The sequence below is a fragment of the Micromonospora sp. WMMD723 genome (genome assembly GCF_049863385.1).
Classification (GTDB): Bacteria; Actinomycetota; Actinomycetes; order Mycobacteriales; family Micromonosporaceae; genus Micromonospora; species Micromonospora wenchangensis.
The window spans coordinates 2128971-2146232 of record NZ_JBMKNR010000001.1; the positions used below are offsets into that span (position 1 = coordinate 2128971).

18 protein-coding genes, 1 tRNA gene, 1 pseudogene and 1 riboswitch are annotated in these 17262 nt (G+C 71.4%); of the genes and pseudogenes, 14 read left to right on the top strand and 6 right to left on the bottom strand.

Features of this window, described 5'->3' with window-relative positions; genetic code table 11:
- The first annotated feature begins 60 nt into the window (after positions 1-60).
- The 4 genes from ACN261_RS09615 to ACN261_RS09630 all read left to right on the top strand — a co-directional run bounded on the left by ACN261_RS09615 (position 61) and on the right by ACN261_RS09630 (position 4886).
- Positions 61-1368: a hemolysin family protein gene (locus ACN261_RS09615; RefSeq protein WP_421486963.1), complete on the top strand. Its 1308-nt coding sequence runs from the start codon at positions 61-63 to the stop codon at positions 1366-1368.
- Entirely contained in the window at positions 1361-2365 is a 1005-nt protein-coding gene (locus ACN261_RS09620; protein WP_420116703.1) for a hemolysin family protein, read from the top strand. Before ACN261_RS09615 ends, ACN261_RS09620 begins: the two co-directional genes overlap by 8 nt.
- Before the next feature lie 177 nt (positions 2366-2542).
- The gene (locus ACN261_RS09625) at positions 2543-3541 is read left to right on the top strand and encodes an NlpC/P60 family protein (RefSeq protein WP_421484887.1); all 999 of its coding nucleotides are present in this window, start codon (positions 2543-2545) and stop codon (positions 3539-3541) included.
- A gap of 155 nt (positions 3542-3696) precedes the next feature.
- A riboswitch (cyclic di-AMP (ydaO/yuaA leader) is annotated at positions 3697-3833 on the top strand.
- A gap of 12 nt (positions 3834-3845) precedes the next feature.
- Entirely contained in the window at positions 3846-4886 is a 1041-nt protein-coding gene (locus ACN261_RS09630; RefSeq protein WP_425849576.1) for an NlpC/P60 family protein, read from the top strand.
- A gap of 49 nt (positions 4887-4935) precedes the next feature.
- Here the strand turns inward: ACN261_RS09630 and dcd are convergent, their stop codons facing one another.
- On the bottom strand, positions 4936-5514 hold the full coding sequence (dcd, locus tag ACN261_RS09635) for a dCTP deaminase (RefSeq protein WP_421484889.1): 579 nt from the start codon (positions 5512-5514) through the stop codon (positions 4936-4938).
- 145 nt (positions 5515-5659) lie between these two features.
- Here dcd and ACN261_RS09640 point away from each other — a divergent pair, with 145 nt between their 5' ends.
- Entirely contained in the window at positions 5660-6214 is a 555-nt protein-coding gene (locus tag ACN261_RS09640) for a pyridoxamine 5'-phosphate oxidase family protein (protein ID WP_357924931.1), read from the top strand.
- Positions 6215-6288: 74 nt separating this feature from the next.
- Here ACN261_RS09640 and ACN261_RS09645 read toward each other — a convergent pair whose 3' ends face one another.
- Positions 6289-7323, bottom strand: a complete 1035-nt coding sequence (locus ACN261_RS09645) for a M43 family zinc metalloprotease (protein ID WP_421484890.1) — start codon at positions 7321-7323, stop codon at positions 6289-6291.
- A gap of 234 nt (positions 7324-7557) precedes the next feature.
- Between ACN261_RS09645 and ACN261_RS09650 the strand changes: the two genes are divergently transcribed.
- Together ACN261_RS09650 and ACN261_RS09655 are read left to right on the top strand one after the other, a co-directional pair.
- Positions 7558-7631, top strand: a tRNA-Gly gene (locus ACN261_RS09650).
- 53 nt (positions 7632-7684) lie between these two features.
- Positions 7685-7906: pseudogene (locus ACN261_RS09655) on the top strand (HAD hydrolase-like protein); the annotation flags it as partial.
- Positions 7907-7944: 38 nt separating this feature from the next.
- On the opposite strand, the gene ACN261_RS09660 reads toward ACN261_RS09655, so the two are convergent.
- Positions 7945-8505, bottom strand: a complete 561-nt coding sequence (locus ACN261_RS09660; protein ID WP_425849580.1) for a DUF4145 domain-containing protein — start codon at positions 8503-8505, stop codon at positions 7945-7947.
- Between the two features lie 526 nt (positions 8506-9031).
- Between ACN261_RS09660 and ACN261_RS09665 the strand changes: the two genes are divergently transcribed.
- Complete coding sequence (locus ACN261_RS09665) at positions 9032-9295, top strand: e9imm peptide (protein ID WP_425849583.1); 264 nt, start codon at positions 9032-9034, stop codon at positions 9293-9295.
- 65 nt (positions 9296-9360) lie between these two features.
- A complete protein-coding gene (locus ACN261_RS09670) occupies positions 9361-10242 on the top strand; it encodes an LLM class flavin-dependent oxidoreductase (protein WP_425849585.1) in 882 nt (293 codons plus the stop codon).
- Positions 10243-10265: 23 nt separating this feature from the next.
- On the opposite strand, the gene ACN261_RS09675 is transcribed toward ACN261_RS09670, so the two are convergent.
- Entirely contained in the window at positions 10266-10697 is a 432-nt protein-coding gene (locus ACN261_RS09675; protein ID WP_421484905.1) for an ASCH domain-containing protein, read from the bottom strand.
- 100 nt (positions 10698-10797) lie between these two features.
- Between ACN261_RS09675 and ACN261_RS09680 the strand changes: the two genes are divergently transcribed.
- The gene (locus tag ACN261_RS09680) at positions 10798-11340 is read left to right on the top strand and encodes an alpha/beta hydrolase (RefSeq protein ID WP_421484906.1); all 543 of its coding nucleotides are present in this window, start codon (positions 10798-10800) and stop codon (positions 11338-11340) included.
- Positions 11341-11354: 14 nt separating this feature from the next.
- Here ACN261_RS09680 and ACN261_RS09685 read toward each other — a convergent pair whose 3' ends face one another.
- Positions 11355-11903, bottom strand: a complete 549-nt coding sequence (locus ACN261_RS09685) for a phosphoribosyltransferase family protein (RefSeq protein WP_425853580.1) — start codon at positions 11901-11903, stop codon at positions 11355-11357.
- A 184-nt stretch (positions 11904-12087) separates the two neighbouring features.
- On the opposite strand from ACN261_RS09685, the gene ACN261_RS09690 reads away from it, so the two are divergent.
- The 4 genes from ACN261_RS09690 to ACN261_RS09705 all read left to right on the top strand — a co-directional run bounded on the left by ACN261_RS09690 (position 12088) and on the right by ACN261_RS09705 (position 16378).
- On the top strand, positions 12088-12732 hold the full coding sequence (locus ACN261_RS09690) for a septal ring lytic transglycosylase RlpA family protein (protein WP_421484907.1): 645 nt from the start codon (positions 12088-12090) through the stop codon (positions 12730-12732).
- An 87-nt stretch (positions 12733-12819) separates the two neighbouring features.
- Positions 12820-13947: a PP2C family protein-serine/threonine phosphatase gene (locus ACN261_RS09695; protein WP_421484908.1), complete on the top strand. Its 1128-nt coding sequence runs from the start codon at positions 12820-12822 to the stop codon at positions 13945-13947.
- Between the two features lie 115 nt (positions 13948-14062).
- A complete protein-coding gene (locus ACN261_RS09700) occupies positions 14063-15919 on the top strand; it encodes an acyl-CoA dehydrogenase (RefSeq protein ID WP_425849589.1) in 1857 nt (618 codons plus the stop codon).
- Positions 15920-16108: 189 nt separating this feature from the next.
- Positions 16109-16378 carry a DUF6458 family protein gene (locus ACN261_RS09705; protein ID WP_204958446.1) on the top strand — a complete coding sequence of 90 codons (270 nt, stop codon included), beginning with the start codon at positions 16109-16111 and terminating at the stop codon, positions 16376-16378.
- 336 nt (positions 16379-16714) lie between these two features.
- On the opposite strand, the gene ACN261_RS09710 is transcribed toward ACN261_RS09705, so the two are convergent.
- On the bottom strand, positions 16715-17251 hold the full coding sequence (locus tag ACN261_RS09710; RefSeq protein WP_425849592.1) for a SixA phosphatase family protein: 537 nt from the start codon (positions 17249-17251) through the stop codon (positions 16715-16717).
- Positions 17252-17262 lie beyond the last annotated feature (11 nt).

Below are 17262 nucleotides of genomic sequence, written 5' to 3' on the forward strand. Positions count from 1 at the left end.
ACCGCCGGGGGCGGATCTGAAACAATCACGCCCATCGACTCACTGCTGCTCGGCACGCTGCTGCCCCTGGCCGGCTTCGTGCTGCTGACCGCCGGCAACGCGTTCTTCGTCGCGGCCGAGTTCGCCCTGGTCACCGTCGACCGGTCGGAGATCGACAGGCGGGCCGAGGCCGGCGACGCCACCGCCGCCACGGTACGCCGGGCGCTGCGCGAACTGTCCTTCCAGCTCTCCGGGGCGCAGCTCGGCATCACCCTCACCGCGCTGCTCACCGGCTACCTGGCCGAGCCCGCCCTGTCCCGGCTGTTCGCCCCGCTGCTGGCCCCACTGGGGGGTGCCGACCGGTTCGGCCCGCTGCTCGCCCTGGCGCTGGCCACCCTGCTGTCGATGCTCTTCGGTGAGCTGGTGCCGAAGAACCTGGCGCTGGCCCGGCCGATGCCGGCGGCGCTGGCCACCGCCGGGCCGATGCGGGCCTTCTCCCGGGCCTTCGGCTGGCTGATCAGAGGGCTGAACGACTCGGCGAACCGGCTGGTCCGCCAGCTCGGGGTGGAACCGCAGGAGGAACTGGCCAGCGCCCGCTCCCCGGAGGAACTCGGGCTGCTCGCGGCCATCTCGGCCCGGGCGGGCGCGCTGCCGCCGGACACCGCGATGCTGCTGCGCCGCACCATCCGCTTCGGCGACAAGCGGGCCGCCGAGGCGATGACCCCCCGGGTGGACGTGATCGCCTTGCGGGCCACCGCCACCGTCGCCGAGCTGCTGGACCTGTCCCGGCGGACCGGCCGCACCCGGTTCCCCGTCTTCGAGGAGACCCTCGACCTGGTCACCGGGGTCGCGGCCGTGCCGGACGCGCTCGGGGTGCCGCTGGCCGCGCGGGCCCGCACCACCGTCGCCTCGGTCGCCCGCGAGCCGGTGTACGTCCCGGAGAGCCTGGACCTCGACGGCGTGCTGGCGGCGCTGAAGGCCGCCGGGTCCGACCTGGCCATCGTCGTCGACGAGTACGGCGGCACCGACGGGGTGGTGACCGTCGAGGACCTGGTCGAGGAGCTGGTCGGGGAGATCGCCGACGAGTTCGACCCGGCCACCGTGGACGACGCCCACGCCACCGGGCTGACCGTGCCGGGCGGGGAACGGACCGTCCTGGTCGACGGGGTGCTGCGCGGGGACGAGTTGTTCGAGCAGACCGGCTTCCGGCTCCCCGAGGGCCCGTACGAGACGTTGGCGGGCTTCCTGATGGCCCGGTTGGGGCACATCCCGTTGCCGGGCGAGACGACCGGTGCGGACGGCTACGCGTTCACCGTCGTCGAGGTGGAGCGGCACCGGATCGAACAGGTGCGGGTGGTCCGTCCCGAGGAGTCGCACGCCGATGACTGAGCTGCTGGTCGCGGTGGTGCTGCTGCTCGGCAACGCGTTCTTCGTGGGCAGCGAGTTCGCGCTGATCGCGTCGCGTCGTACGGTGGTGGAGCCGTTGGCCGCCACCTCGCAGCGGGCCCGGTGGGCGTTGTCGGCGATGAACCAGATCCCGCTGATGATCGCCGGGGCGCAGCTCGGCATCACCGTCTGTTCGCTCGGGTTGGGGGCGATCGCCGAGCCGGCCCTGGCCCACCTGCTGGAGCCGGTGTTCCACGCGGTGCTGCTGCCGGCGGGCGCGGTGCACCCGGTCTCCTTCCTGATCGCCCTGGCCGTGGTGGTGTTCCTGCACACCGTGGTGGGCGAGATGGTGCCCAAGAACATCACCCTGGCCGGGCCGGAGCCGTCGGCGCTCTGGCTGGGGCCGGCGATGCTGGCGTTCTGCCTGGCCACCAAGCCGTTGCTGCTGGCGATGAAGTGGGCGGCGCGGCAGGTGCTGCGGCTGTGGGCGGTGGAGGCGACCGACGCGGTCAAGACGGTCTTCACCGCCGAGGAGCTGTCCGGGCTGGTCGCCCAGGCCCGCACCGAGGGGCTGCTCGACGCCGAGGAGCACGCCCGGATCACCGGGGCGCTGGCGTTGCACGACCGGACGGCGGCCGACGCGTTGCAGCCCTGGTCCACGGTGACCACGGTGGCCGAGGACGTCTCACCGGCCTCGCTGGAGGTGCTGGCCACCAGCACGGGCCGGTCCCGGTTCCCGGTGGTGCAGCGTTCCACCCGCCGGGTGCTGGGGTTCGTGCACGTCAAGGACGTTCTCGGGTACGCCGGGGTGGCCCGTCGCGCGCCGGTGCCGGCCGAGGTCTACCGGCCGCTGGCGGTGGTTCCGCCGGACCGTACGTTGGCCGATCTGCTGCTGGCGATGCGGCGCGAGCGGCGGCACATGGTGCTCGTCAGCGACGGTCGCCGCCCGCTGGGTGTGGTCACGCTCGACGATGTATTGACTGCCATCGTTGGAAATTGAATGGACACCCTTTGTGTGCAAGCGATTGCACTGATGTGATGGAGTGCCCACCCGCCTTGATTCCCCACCGTGACTGCCCCTAATGTTGCACCGGCCGCTGTGGGACGTCTGCCTCCTTCTTCCCCTTAGCGAGGCGCCCGGCGGTCGGTTGCAAAGGAGTCGACGCCGGTGGCAACCATGCCCCCTCACCGTCACGCCCAGGGCCAGCCGCCCGCCCGGCCGGCAGCCCTCCGGCGGGTCGCCCGCCGCCTGCTCACCCTGGTCGCGGCCGTCGCCGTCGGTGCCGGGATGCTCGCCGTGCCGGCCCACGCCGCGCCGTCGCCCGAGGAGATCGAGGCGGCCCTCGACAAGCAGTGGGAACAGCTCGAACCGACCATCGAGGACTACAACAAGGTCCGGGCCCAGCTCAAGGTCAACCGCAAGAAGTCGGCCGACCTCCAGAAGAAGATCGAGCCGCTGGCCCTGCAGAGTGAACTCGCCCTGGGTCGGGTCGGTGACCTCGCCTCCCGCTACTACAAGTCCGGCCCCTCGCAGGAGCTGAGCGCGCTGCTCACCACCACCAGGCCGGGCACCCTCGCCGCGCAGCTGACCATCCTGGACCGGCTCGCCGCCGAGCAGCGCCGGGAGGTCGAGGCCGTGCTCGTGGTCCGCCGCAAGTACGACGCCGAGAAGCAGAAGCTCGACACCCTGATCGCCGCCGAGGTGAAGCAGGAGAAGGAACTCGCGGCCAAGAAGACGCAGATCAACGCCGAGATCAAGCGGCTGCAGGCGGCGATGCCGAAGACCACGGTGAAGGTGAACGGCTGCCCCACGATCAACGGTGTGGTCAGCTCCGCCGCCCGGACCGCGATCGCGACCGCCTGCGCGCAGGTCGGTGACCCGTACGTCTGGGGTGCTACCGGGCCGAACTCGTTCGACTGCTCCGGGCTCACCCAGTTCGCGTACAAGGCGGCAGGCATCTCGCTGACCCACTTCACCGGTGCGCAGTGGAACGAGGGCAAGGCCATCCCGCGCTCCGAGGCCCGCCCCGGCGACCTGGTGTTCTTCTTCAGCGACCTGCACCACGTCGGGCTCTACCTGGGTAACGACATGATGGTGCACGCACCCCGGACCGGTAAGCCGGTCCAGGTGACCAGCATCAACTACATGCCGGTGGCCGGCTTCCGCCGTCCCTGACCAGCGCATACGTCAACCCCCGGCCCGACGGGCCGGGGGTTGCGTGCTTTCCGGTCACGGAGTGTGCCGGCACGGCGGGTTGCGGATCGATAACGAGCGTCTCTACTCTGGTCAATCGTCGGTCGGCACCAGGTCCGCCCCACCCGGGGCGGCGTCGGCCGGCACCGCCGAGTCGCCTCCGGGCGAGCCGGGGACCCAGGTACGCCGGGGTGAATCCGCGACCACCGCGGTAGGGCGCTCCCTTCCCGCCCGAACCCGTCAGCTAACCCGGTAGGCGGTCGAGGAAGAAGGAGCCCGGAGCCCGGTGGCACACCATGCCCCGCGGCCACCGTCGCACCGGACGACCCAGGTCGCCCGGAACACGACGGTGCCGCGCCCACGCTGGTCCCGCTTCACCACCACCCTCGCCACCCTGGCCGCTGCCGCGGTCGTGTTGACAGGTGGCCCCACGGCGGCGCACGCCGACCCCTCGGTCGCCGAGATCGAGCGACAGATCGACCAGGACTGGAACAAGCTCGAACCGCTCATCGAACAGCACAACGCCACCCGCATCGACCTCGCCGCCAAGCGCCGGCAGGCCGACGCGCTCGGCAAGCGGATCGCCCCCCTGCAACGCCGCGTCGACCAGGCGATGAACCAGGTCAGCGGCCTCGCCGTGCAGGCGTACAAGGGCGAGAACGTGTCCACCGTCAACGCCCTGCTGGGCAGCCGCAGCCCGAGCCAGGTGGTCGAACAGTTGGGGCTGCTGGACCGGTTCGCCAGTCGCCAGCAGCGCGAGGTGCGGGAGGTCGCCCAGCTCCGCGACGAACTCGCCGCCACCAAGGCGCCGTTGGACGAGATGGTCGCCCAGCTCACCCGTACCGAAGCACAGCTCGCGGCCCGCAAGAAGCAGATCAACACCGAGATCGACAGGTTGCAGAAGCTGCGGCTGACGGTCTACGGCAACGGCGGCGGTGGCAAGCTGCGCCCGGCCCCGTGCCCCGCCGGCTACCCCGGTGGCCCGGCCGGTACGGCGGTCAAGTTCGCCTGCGCCCAGATCGGCAAGCTGTACGTGTGGGGCGCGGCCGGCCCGAACAACTACGACTGTTCCGGGCTGACCATGGCCGCCTGGGCGAAGGCCGGGGTGTCGTTGCCGCACAACGCCCGGCAGCAGCGCCAGGTCACCGACCGGGTGAGCCGGGCCGACCTGCGCCCCGGCGACCTGGTCTTCTACTACTCCGACCTGCACCACGTCGGGATGTACGTCGGGGGCGGCTGGGTCGTGCACGCCTCCCAGGCCGGCAAACCGATCACGATGAAGCGGGTCGACGACGGGCCGGTCAACAGCTACGGCCGACCCGGCTGAGCCACCGCGTCCGGGCCCCGGTCCCGGGGCCCGGACGCGGCACGCCGCGTCAGCCGATGGGCCAGGTACGCCAGTTCTGCCAGGAACGGCTGGGGGTCGGTCCCCGCTGGCCCTGGTAGCGCGATCCGTACACCGCGGAGCCGTACGGGTGCTCGGCCGGCGAGGAGAGCCGGAAGATGCAGAGCTGGCCGATCTTCATGCCCGGCCAGAGGGTGATCGGCAGATTGGCCACGTTCGACAGCTCCAGCGTGACGTGGCCGGAGAAACCCGGGTCGATGAAACCGGCGGTCGAGTGGGTGAGCAGCCCCAGCCGGCCGAGGCTCGACTTGCCCTCCAGCCGGCCGGCGAGCTGGTCGCCGAGCGAGATGACCTCAAGCGTGGAGGCGAGCACGAACTCGCCCGGGTGCAGCACGAACGGCTCGCCCGCCGGCACCTCCACCATCGACGTCAGGTCGTCCTGCTGCACCGCCGGGTCGATGTGGGTGTAGAGGTGGTTGTTGAACACCCGGAACAGCTTGTCGAGGCGCACGTCGATGCTGGAGGGCTGCACCAGACTCGGTTCGAACGGCTCCAGCGCCAGCGCGCCCGCCTTGATCTCGGAGACGAGGTCCCGGTCGGAGAGCAGCATCGGGACACCTTATCCAGCGGGCCGGCCGGACCTGCCCACCGGGCCGCCCCACCGGCCGGCGTCGTCGCTGCGCGGAGGCGCACGTCGGGCCGTTCGACCTGCGTGTCGGGCTGATTCTCGAACGTATGTTCGATAGGATGACCGCATGGCATCCTGGTCCGCATTCGCCGCCGACGAGCCCCGCCTCGCCGACGGGATCCGCCTTCTTCTCCAGCAGTACGGGTCGGGTTTCGGCTACCTGGCCACCGTCCGCGCCGACGGCGGTCCCCGGGTGCACCCGGTCTGCCCGCTGGTCACCGACGGCGGGTTGTTCTGCTTCGTCGTCGACTCGCCCAAGCGGCGTGACCTCGAACGCGACGGCCGCTACGCGCTCCACTCGTTCCCACCGGAGGAGAGCGACGACGAGGCGTACGTCGCCGGTCGTGCCGAGCCGGTGACCGACCCGGCCCGGGTGGCACTGGTGGCCGAGATCGGTCGGGCCGCGCCGCAGGTCGACTGGCGGCTCTTCGAGTTCAGCGTCGACGTCGCCATGCTCACCCGGCGCGAGCACGGCGGCCCGTTCGGCGGCGACGCGGGGCGTCCCGCCGTGCAGGTCTGGCTCGACCCGGTCCCCGGTCGGCACGGTGTCGCCGGCCTGCCCGACCAGCGACCGTCCCGGCGTGGCCGGCACGGGTTCGACACCCGCCGCACCGCCGCCTGACCCCGGAAACGACGGTGCCGGCCCCGTCCCGAAGGGACGGAGCCGGCACCTGACGCTGTGTCGTGCCAGCCGGGTCAGGCCGACGCGCGGTATGCGCTCCAGGCGTTCACCATGCGGCTCGCCTGCCCAGCGGTGAACTGGTACATGCACGAGTCGTAGGTGTAGTCCATGAAGTTGGTGATCGGGTCCTTGCCGGTCGCGGTGCAGGTGTCCCGACCGGTCGGGCACTGGTAGGCCGGCTCACGCTCGGCCGGGGTGTCCGAGACGCCGTCGCCCGAGCCCGAGCAGCCACCCTGGAAGGTGTGGTAGAGGTTCAGCCAGTGGCCGACCTCGTGGGTGCCGGTGTCGCCCAGGTTGTAGTTGGTGGCGGTGCCGTTCGGCAGCGACTCGCCGAGCACCACGACGCCGTCCATCACGTCCAGGGTGCGCTTGGGGAACGTCGCCCAGCCGAGCAGGTCGTCGCTCAGCTCACCCAGGTACATGTTGAGGGTGTTCTTGCCGCCGGTGCGCAGCGAGGTCTTCATCGCCCGCTCGGCGGAGGAGCCCTGCACGATCGGGTACCACGAGGCGTTGGTGACCCGGTTGATCTTCTGAAGCTGGAAGGTGAAACCCGTGGCGGCCCCACCGGTCGCACCGCTGTACGCCTGGTTGAGCACGCTGATCTGCGAGTTGATCATCGAGTCGGGGATGTTGCCCCCGGCCCGGGTGCTGTCCCGCTGGATGACGTGCACGACGACCGGGACGCTGATCGCGGCCAGCGCCACCGTCGTGCCCTCGGTCGAGCCGCTGCGGTGGCTGGACTTCGACCGCAGCTTCGCGTTGCGCAGGGCGGCGGCGAACTCCGCCTCCCGATCCTGGACCTGCTTGGTGGTCAGCTCGTTCGGGTCGTGCCGCTTGTGGGCGGCCTTGCTGCCGCCACGGACGCGGGCGTCGGAGTGGACGTCCGCGTGGGCGTCGGCCGGCTCCGCACAGGACGTGTTGTCGGGGGCTGCGGAGTACGCGGAAGCCGCAGGTACGACGCCCACCGCAGCGGTGCTCAGCAGCAGCGCGAAGGTCGTCGACGCGACACCGGCGGCACGCCGGGTCAGCAGGTTGGGACGCAGTCCCATGGGCCCACCTCTTTCTGGCGGCGCGACAGGGGGTATGTCGCACCGAGGTCGTGAACGTGGGGGTGACGTTACAACTGATCGACACGTTTGAGAACGTCCCCAAGCTGCTTGTGTGAAACATCTGACCGTTTCTTTTGTACCCTGCGTGCACTGATCGTCACGATTGGCTGTCGACGACGCGCGGGGGTGCCCGGGTGCGCGGGCGTGGTCACCTCAGGTACAGTGGTGCCGCTTGCGGGTGTAGTTCAATGGCAGAACATCAGCTTCCCAAGCTGACAGTGCGGGTTCGATTCCCGTCACCCGCTCCACGCACGGAAGCCCTGGTCAGGACAGATGTTCCGCCAGGGCTTCCGTTGTTCTAGTCCTTGATGCGGTACGAGCCCTCGGAGTCGAGCCGGCGTCTTGCGTGTTGGTCGGCGACTCGCTCTCGGACATCGAGGCAGCCCGTGCCGCCGGGGTGGCCGCTAGCGGCTACGCCAACCGAGCGTGGAAGATCAACTTGTTCGCGGCGGCAGACGTCGTCATCACGTCAATGGGAGACATCGCCGAGGTGCTGTCCCCGGTCTCCCCCGAGTGCAACTGAGCTGCAGGAACGGTGAGGGACATCAGGGGGAGCGAGCGTCATCTCGGGGGACGAACAGGACGCGACCGGAGCATGCGTGCCGGGAACTCGTAGAGCGCCTCGATTAAGTGGCGTACGAGCTGACCCGACAGTTCAGCCTGCTCCTGCGATAGGGATGGCCACTCCTCCTGATGAGTCCCTGCATCGCCAATTATCTTGATGGTGTCGGCATGCTCACCAAGCGCTACCAGGAGAGGGTTGATCTCATACAGCCGCTTTAGTTTGCCGCTCAGCGTGCGTTCCGCCTTCACTACCTCCCCGCCCTTGTCGTCAGCCAGCACTGCGAGCGCAGACCTGAAGCGACCGGCGGCCGCATTCGGAGCCCGCACGGCCAGGCAACGAATTCCTTCCCCGTACGCATCGCGCGCCTTATCCGGTACACCTGCGGTGGGATCGATTCGTTCGGCGGCGTTGGGAGTCGGCCACCAGAAGACCGGCCCCTCGCTCTTGAAGTTAGGTCGGGCGTCGTGCCTGCTCCACAAGCCTTTTTCGACCACGATCGTTCCTTGATCGCAGACGCCACACGTGGAGACATGCGTACGCGTCGTCTCGTCGACCACGAGGAGACTTGAGTGTGTGAAGGCCGCTGCCGCCGTTCCACATCGCGGACAGTTCGCTCGGGACTGGCCGCGACGCGGCGGTCCGTCGTACGTGCTCATCTCGACCGATCATCCTTGATCATGAAGTAGCGGCTCCCTCGGGAGAGGGGCCTCGGCGAGCGTAGCCCTAGAGTCCGATGCGACGCTCGGTCATTAGCGGGCCATTAGGCAGGGGCATGGGGTGTCACTCCAGCGGATACACACGTGCGTGTCCTTTAGACCTGATGACGTGAACGATTCGCACTGGTGGCCGCAGCGGTGTCGACGTCAGCACAGCACGCCGTTCGTCGCCTGCCATCCGCCGGGCCACCTGTCACGCCCCATCCACCGCGCCTGATTCGTTGACGACATCAGCTCGAAAGGACGCGCCAGGACCACCCGACCCGCGCTCCCGGGCCGACCTGGATGACGGCCACGGCGGGAACCTCGACACTTCCCCGTCGAGGATCATGTGGGGTGCCATCGACCCTGCTCCGAGGAGGTCGCCGTGCCGGCGAGGCTGACCCGGGACGAGGCCGTCGCCCTCGTCGAGCGGATCATGCGGCTCGACTATGCCGACGACGGCGAGCTGAACGACTGGCTGGACAGAGTCGCACGCGACCTCGTCTGCCCGGACGTCGCCGATCTGATCTTCACGACCACCCCGGAGCTGACGGCCACCGAGGTGGTCGACCGTGCGCTGGCCTACCGGCCGATCGCGATGCAGGCCACCCCGTGGCCGGAGACCGAGGAGCAGACCCGACCTGACTGACCCGCGTGGGCGCGGACACCCGGCGCGGGAAGGGCGGGGGCGGGGCGGGACGTACGCTGGCGATCATGCGGATTGGCATCGTGATCCTTCCCGACCAGCGCTGGCCGGAGGCGCGTCGGCGCTGGCAGCAGGTGGACGAGTGGGGCTTCGACCACGCCTGGACGTACGACCACCTGGGTTGGCGGGACCTGGTCGACGGTCCCTGGTTCGACTCGATGTCGACGCTCACCGCCGCCGCCACGGTCACCGAACGGGTCCGGCTGGGCACCCTGGTCGCCTCGCCCAACTTCCGGCATCCGGCGGCGTTCGCCCGGCAGGTCACCACCCTCGACGACATCTGCGGCGGGCGGCTGCTGCTGGGCCTCGGCGCGGGTGGCATCGGGTTCGACTCGGCGGTGCTGGGCGGGGAGACGCTGCCGCCCCGGCCACGGGTGGACCGGTTCGGCGAGTTCACCGAGCTGCTGGACCTGATCCTGCGGGAGGACGGCACCACCTGGCGGGGCGACTGGTTCAGTGCGGTGGACGCCCGCAACAACCCGGGCTGCGTGCAGCAGCCCCGGGTGCCGTTCGTGATGGCCGCCAACGGGCCCCGGTCGATGCGGCTGGCCGTCCGGTTCGGTCAGGGCTGGGTCACCACCGGCACCGGTGAGGAGGAGCTGACGGCCTGGTGGGACGGGGTGGCGACGCTCTGCGCCCGGATGGACCGTACCCTCGACGAGGTTGGCCGCGACCCGGCGGGCCTGCCCCGCTACCTCTCCCTGGACTCGGCGCCGGTCTTCTCACTGCGCAGCGCCGACTTCTTCGCCGAGCAGGTGGCGCGGGCGGCGGCGCTCGGCTTCACCGACGTGATCACCCACTGGCCCCGGGCCAGCAGTTGGTATGCGGGCGACGAGGCGGTGCTGGCCGACGTCGCCACCCGGCTGCTGCCGGAGCTGCGGACGGCCTGACCGGGTGCCGCCCCGGCGGTGGTTCAGGTGCCGAGGTCGCCGGTGGGCGTCCCGCCGTCGCCGGCCGAGACCAGTCGGAACCGGATGCAGACGATCTCGGTGTCGTCGGTGACCGGGGTGCCGACCCGCGCCCAGTAGCCGGCGTGGCCCGCCCGCCAGTCCTCGATGGACCGGTCGCCCTCCCCCTCGGAGCGGGCGAAGTCCCAGGAGACGCCGGCGAAGGGAACGACCTCGATCCCGGTCACCTCGACCACCCCGACGAGGGCGTCCCGGTCGTCGACCAGGGCCAGCCGTTCGCCGACGTGCTCCAACTCCTCGGTCTCGTCGGCGTACTCGGTGAGCAGGCCGGCGGTGGCCGTCTTCACCCCGGCCAGCACCAGCGTGTTGAGCGTGGTGCGCAGCTCGCCGGGGGTGCCGAGGGCGAGCGTGCGGAGTCCGCCGATCCGTGGCCACATGCGGCCGAGGCTACCGCCGCGCCGTTCGCCCGTCGCCGGTTTCGACGCCCCCACGGTCGGCTCCGCCGTCGCTACGGTGGGTCCGACGACGGGAGGAACCATGGACCGACGCGCGGTGCTCGTCCCCGGGCGGGGCTACGACACCCACTACCCGCTGTTCGCCTACCCGGGTGAGGGCCTGCGTCGGGCGGGCTTCGACGTCCACGAGATCGGCTGGCAGCCGCCGGAGGGGATCGGGATGGACGGTGCGCCCCCGTCGGTGGCGATGGACTGGGTCGCCGGGCAGGTCGCCCCGACGCTGGCGACACCGACTGATCTGCTGGTCGCCAAGTCGCTCGGCACCCTGGCCGCCCCACTCGCCGCCGACCGGGGGCTGGCCGCGATCTGGTTGACGCCGCTGCTGCACCGGCCCGAGGTGGTGGCGGCGCTGGACCGGGCGTCCGCGCCGTTCCTGCTGGTCGGCGGTACGGCCGACGGGGCGTGGGACGGCGCGGTGGCGCGGCGGCTCACCCCGCACGTGCTGGAGGTGCCGGACGCCGACCACGGGCTGCTGGTGCCCGGCCCGCTGGCCCGCTCGGCCGAGGTGCTCGGGCGGGTCTGCACGGCGGTCGAGGAGTTCGTGCGGCTCACCTGGCCGGGCTGACACCGGAGCGTGGGTCAGGGCAGGTCGGCGGGGGTGAGCAGCCCGTGTGCGCCCAGTTCGGCGGCGACCGGATCGGGCAGGTCGACGACCACGGCGGCGACGCCCACCCAGTGCGCGCCCCGGGCGGCGCACAGGTCCCGTACGGCCCGCACCTGGGCGCCGGTGGCGACCCAGTCGTCGACCATGAGTACCCGGTCGTCCGCGCCGATCCGGTCGTCGCGTACCGCGAGGTCGACCTGCCGGCCCCGGAAGTCGGGTGGGCTCTGGGCCCAGGTCAGCGGGCCGGCGGGGAGGCGTCCGTCGCCGGGCTTGTGGGCCGGGACGAAGCCGACGCCCAACGCGGTCGCGGCGAGCGGTCCGAGCATCAGCCCGGTCACCGCAGGGGCGACGACGACGGTGGGCCGGTCGGTGCGGAACGGCTCGACCAGGGCCGGACCGAGCCCGGCCAGCACCTGCGGGTCCCGCCACCAGCGGGAGACGTCGCTGACCAGGTGGCTGCTGCCGGGCCCCGGATCGACCCAGGTAAACAGCTCGACCAGGCGGTCACGCAGCGCGATGGTCATGTCCACATCCTCGGTGGTGAATGCCAACCGTGGCATTCTGGCCCGTGCGGCCCAGCGGTCCTCGGCTGATCGGTCACACGTATCACTGTAATTCCGGGCATACCACCATGATCACGTTGACTTCGGAAGTGCTTCCTTCGTTACCGTCCGAGCCGTCATGCAGGCTTACGAAAGGACCGCGCCGGTGGTTGGCAGGCACGCCCGTACCCGGATCTTCTCCTCGCCCGCCGGCATCGCCGCGACCGCCGCGATCGGTGTCGCGCTCGCCGTCGGCGGCACCGTCGGCGCGGTGCAGTTGACCGCCGACGACGCGCCGGCCCCCGTGGTGGTGGACACGTTCGCCCCCGGCACGACCGCCACCACCGACGCGCCGACCCCGAGCCCGTCCCCGAGCGCCACCGCCTCCCCGAGTGCCAGCCCGTCGCCCACGGTCACCGCCAGCCCGAAGGCCACCCGCACCCAGGCCGCCTCCCGGAGCAAGCCGCGCACGACCGCGCCCAAGCCGTCCGCCACCACGAAGAAGGCGACGCCGAAGCGCACCGTGGTCGACAGCGGCTCCTGCGGCGCGTCCTTCTACGACGAGGGTCAGTTGACCGCCAACGGGGAGAACTTCGACCCGAGCGCGTTGACCGCCGCCCACAAGACCCTGCCGTTCAACACCAAGGTCCGGGTGACCAACCCGGCCAACGGCAAGTCCGTCACCGTACGGATCAACGACCGTGGCCCGTTCATCGACGGGCGTTGCATCGACCTGTCCCGGGCCGCCTTCGCCGCGATCGCCTCGGTCGACGTGGGTGCGCTGACCGTCAGGTACGAGGTGCTGGGCTGACGGCGAACGGTGGCAGCAGCGGGACGGGTGGGTAGAACACCCTCAATCGTGGGGCTAGGTTCATTCTCCGGCCCGCTTCCATCAGGCATGCTGTCCCACGTACGTAAACATGCCTTCCAGTTGGGCCGAGGCCCACTGAGTCCCGGGTCCCGCGCCGGCGTCGGCGCGGCCGTCGGGCTGCTCGCGCTCGTCTCGGCGATCGAGGCGGCCGACGGCCGCGCGGTGCACTACGTCGCGCTGATGACGGTGGCGCCGATCCTGGCCGCCGGCTTCGCCTCGTGGCGTGCGGTGGCCGGGGTGGGTTTCCTCGCGCTGCTGGTCGGGGCGGGTTTCGCGGTGGCCGATCCGGCGATGGAACTACCCACGGCGGTGTCCCTGGTCGGGATCGCCGTCGCCACGGTGGTGGCGGCGAGCGTGGCGGCGGTCCGGCAGGGGCAGGTGGAGCGGATCGGCGAGTTGTCCAAGTTGGCCTCGGTGGCCCAGCAGGCCGTGCTGCGTCCGCTCGGCCCGCAGGTGGGCACCCTGGCGGTGGCGGCGCGGTACATCTCCCCCACGGCCACCGCCGAGATCGGCGGCGACCTGTACGAGGCGATCGACACCCCGTACGGCGTCCGCATGATCATCGGGGACGTGCGGGGCAAGGGGCTGGACGCGGTCCGGCTCGCCAGCATCGTGCTCGGCTCCTACCGGCACGTCGCCTACGAGCGGCCCGACCTGCGGGCGGTGGTGGCCGACCTGGACCGCGCGGTGGCCCGCAACGTGGGGGACGAGGACTTCGTCACCGCCGCCGTGGTCGAGGAGCGCGGCGGGACGCTGACCATCGTCAACTGCGGCCATCCGGCGCCGCTGCTGCTGCGCCGGGGCGCGGTGATCCCGCTGGAGCCGCCCGCCCCCGCCCCGCCGCTGGGGTTCATGCCGGTGGTCCGACCCCGGGTCGAGCGGCTGGAGCCGGGGGACCGGCTGCTGCTGTTCACCGACGGCCTCGGCGAGGCGCGGCGCGACGGCGAGTTCTTCCCGACCGCAGACCGGGCCTGGCGGCTGCTCGGCCACGGCACGGTCGGCGACGGCCTGGCCTCCCTGGAGACCGCGCTGGTCGAGTGGGTGCACGGCCGGCTCGACGACGACATCGCCCTGGTCCTGATGGAGTACACCGGCCCGCGCAGCGGGGTGACGGTGGCGGTGCCCTCGTGGGAGGTCGGCGCGGCCGAGAGCTGAACCGCCGGGTGTGTAATCGCCGTCACTTCCGCGACCGGGTTGTCGCTGCCTACCCGTGAGTAATACAGTGGGGGTTACTGATCGGTAACACCTGTCCGGAAGCGGGGCCGCGAACATGACCCACTACAAGAGCAACCTTCGGGACCTTGAGTTCAACCTGTTCGAGGTCTTCGGGGCGGACCGGACGTTCGGCCAGGCGCCGTACACGGACCTGGACGTCGACACCGCCCGCAGCTTCCTCTCGGAGGTCGACCGCCTGGCCCGCGAGGACCTCGCGGCCAGCTACACCGACAGCGACCGCAACCCGCCGGTCTTCGACCCCGCCACGCACACCGCGCCGCTGCCGGAGTCGTTCAAGAAGTCGTACCAGGCGTTCATGGACTCCGAGTTCTGGCGGCTGGACCTCCCCGAGTCCCTGGGTGGCAGCAGCGCCCCGCGTGCGCTCTGGTGGTCGCTCGCCGAACTCGTGCTCGGTGCCAACGCCCCGGTCTGGATGTACGCCTCCGGCCCGTCCTTCGCGCACGTGCTGCACGTCGAGGGCACCGAGGAGCAGCAGAAGTGGGCCAAGCTCTTCATCGACAAGCAGTGGGGCTCCACGATGGTGCTGACCGAGCCGGACGCCGGCTCGGACGTCGGCGCCGGGCGCACCCGCGCCGTCCAGCAGCCCGACGGCTCCTGGCACATCGAGGGCGTGAAGCGGTTCATCACCTCCGGTGAGCATGACCTGAGCGACAACATCGTGCACTACGTGCTGGCCCGTCCGGTCGGTGTCGAGGGCGTCGGCGGGCCGGGCACCAAGGGGCTGTCGCTGTTCGTCGTGCCGAAGTTCCACTTCGACGCCGAGACCGGTGAGCTGGGCGAGCGCAACGGCGTCTTCGCCACCAACGTCGAGCACAAGATGGGCATCAAGGTCTCCAACACCTGCGAGGTGACCTTCGGCGAGCACGGCGTACCGGCCAAGGGCTGGCTGCTGGGCGACAAGCACGACGGCATCCGGCAGATGTTCATGATCATTGAGTACGCCCGGATGATGGTCGGCACCAAGGCGATCGCCACCCTGTCCACCGGCTACCTCAACGCCCTGGAGTACGCGAAGAACCGGGTGCAGGGCGCCGACCTGATCCAGCAGGCCGACAAGGCCGCGCCCCGGGTCACCATCACCCACCACCCGGACGTCCGCCGTTCGCTGCTGATGCAGAAGTCGTACGCCGAGGGCCTGCGGGCGCTGGTCTGCTACACCGCCACCTGGCAGGACAAGGTCGCGATCGCCGAGGCGGCCGGCGACGAGAAGGCGACCAAGCTGGCCAAGCGGGTCAACGACCTGCTCCTGCCGCTGGTCAAGGGCGTCGGCTCGGAGCGGGCGTACGAGCTGCTCGGCCACGAGGCGCTGCAGACCTACGGCGGCTCGGGCTTCCTCCAGGACTACCCCCTGGAGCAGTACGTCCGGGATGCCAAGATCGACACCCTCTACGAGGGCACCACCGCGATCCAGAGCCTCGACCTGATCTTCCGGAAGATCGTCCGGGACAACGGCCGGGCGCTCACCGCCGTCGCCGGTGAGATCCAGGAGTTCATCGCCACCGAGGCCGGAAACGGGCAGCTCAAGGAGGAGCGGCTGGCGCTCGGTCGGGCGCTCGCCGAGATCCAGAACATCCTCGGCGTGCTGACCGGCTGGCTCGGCGAGGCCCAGGGCGGCGACGCCCGCAGCCTCTACAAGGTGGGCCTGAGCAGCCGCCGCTTCCTGCTCGCCCTCGGCGACCTGGTGGTCGGCTGGCTGCTCCAGAAGCAGGCCGACGTGGCGCTCAAGGCGCTGGCCGGCGAGGTCTCCGCCACCGACCGGGCGTTCTACACCGGCAAGGTGGCCGCCGCCCGGTTCTTCGCCCGCGAGGTGCTCCCCCGCATCGGCGCGGACCGCCGGATCATCGAGGGTGCCGACCTGGACATCATGGACCTCCCGGAGGAGGCATTCTGATCCCGGCCGGTCGATAGTTCGCAACGGGGCCGATGTTGCGGTATCCGAACGCCTGGATACCGCAACATCGGCCCCGTCCCCCAGATTGCCCGCCCCAACCCCGATAGCCGGGAGGCTGGGCGGGTAAGCCGCGCGGACCACGTCGTCAGGGCACGCCCAACGGCCACCGCACGGGGGAGTGCAGCGCACATGGGTATTGGTAGCGCCATCTTTCTCATCGCGCTCGGCGCGATCATGACGTTCGCGATCCGGGCCAACGTCTGGTGGATCGACCTGCGCGCAGTCGGCTGGGTTTTCATCCTGGCCGGGCTGGCCATACTGCTGACCACGCTGTGGTTCTGGCAGGACCGGCGCAAGCGCGCCCGCACGCTCATCGTCGAGGAGAACCGGCTCTCCCACCCGACCGCGATGATGCCGCCGCCGCCCGACCCGCCGCCGCCCACCGCGCCCCCGTCCTGACCGCGCGGCTGGTCCGCTGCCGCTGCCCGTAACCGGCCGGGCCCGCCGCCGCTACCCGCGCCCGGCCCGCTACCCGCGCCCGGCCCGCTACCCGCGCCCGGCCCGCTACCCGCGCCCGGCCCGCTACCCGCGCCCGGCCCGCTACCCGCGCCCGGCCCGCTACCCGCGCCCGGCCCGCTACCCGCGCCCGGCCCGCTGCTGGCGCCCGGCCCGCTGCTGGCGCCCGGCCCGCTGCTGGCGCCCGGCCCGCTGCTGGCGACCGGCCCGCTGCTGGCGACCGGCCCGCTGCTCGCGCCCGGCCCCGCTGCCCGCGAGCCGTGTGGCGGCCCGGGAGGGTCAGCCGCGGGCGGTGTGCCGGTCGACGATCGGGGCGCCGCCGGAGGTCAACTGCGCCCACGGCACCGCTGCCCGGTGCACCACCAGGTCGCTGGTCCGCAGCCCGTCCCGGTCGGCCCGTTCCGGGTCGAGCAGCGCCGAGAGCAGCGAGACGCCCGGATTGTGCGCGACGAGCAGCACCGTGCCGGCCTCCGGCTCGACCGTCCGCACCAGGTCGAGCAGGTCGTCCGGGTGCGCCTCGTACGCGGCGGCGGCGTACCGCACCACCGGAGCCGTCCCCGCCGGGCCACCCTCCGGCGGGGACCCGGTCATGCCCAGCGCCACGTCGTGCCAGGTCTGCCTGGTGCGCCGGGCCGCCGAACAGATCACCACATCGGGGAGCAGACCCTGCCGGGCCAGCCACGCACCGGCGGCGGCGGCGTCGGCGTGCCCGCGTGCGGTGAGCCTGCGCTCCACGTCAGGGCCGGTCGTGGGCTGTTCGGCCTTGGCGTGCCGGAGCAGCACCAGTGTCCGTGTGTCGGCCTCGCCGTCCGTCATGGCACCAGCTT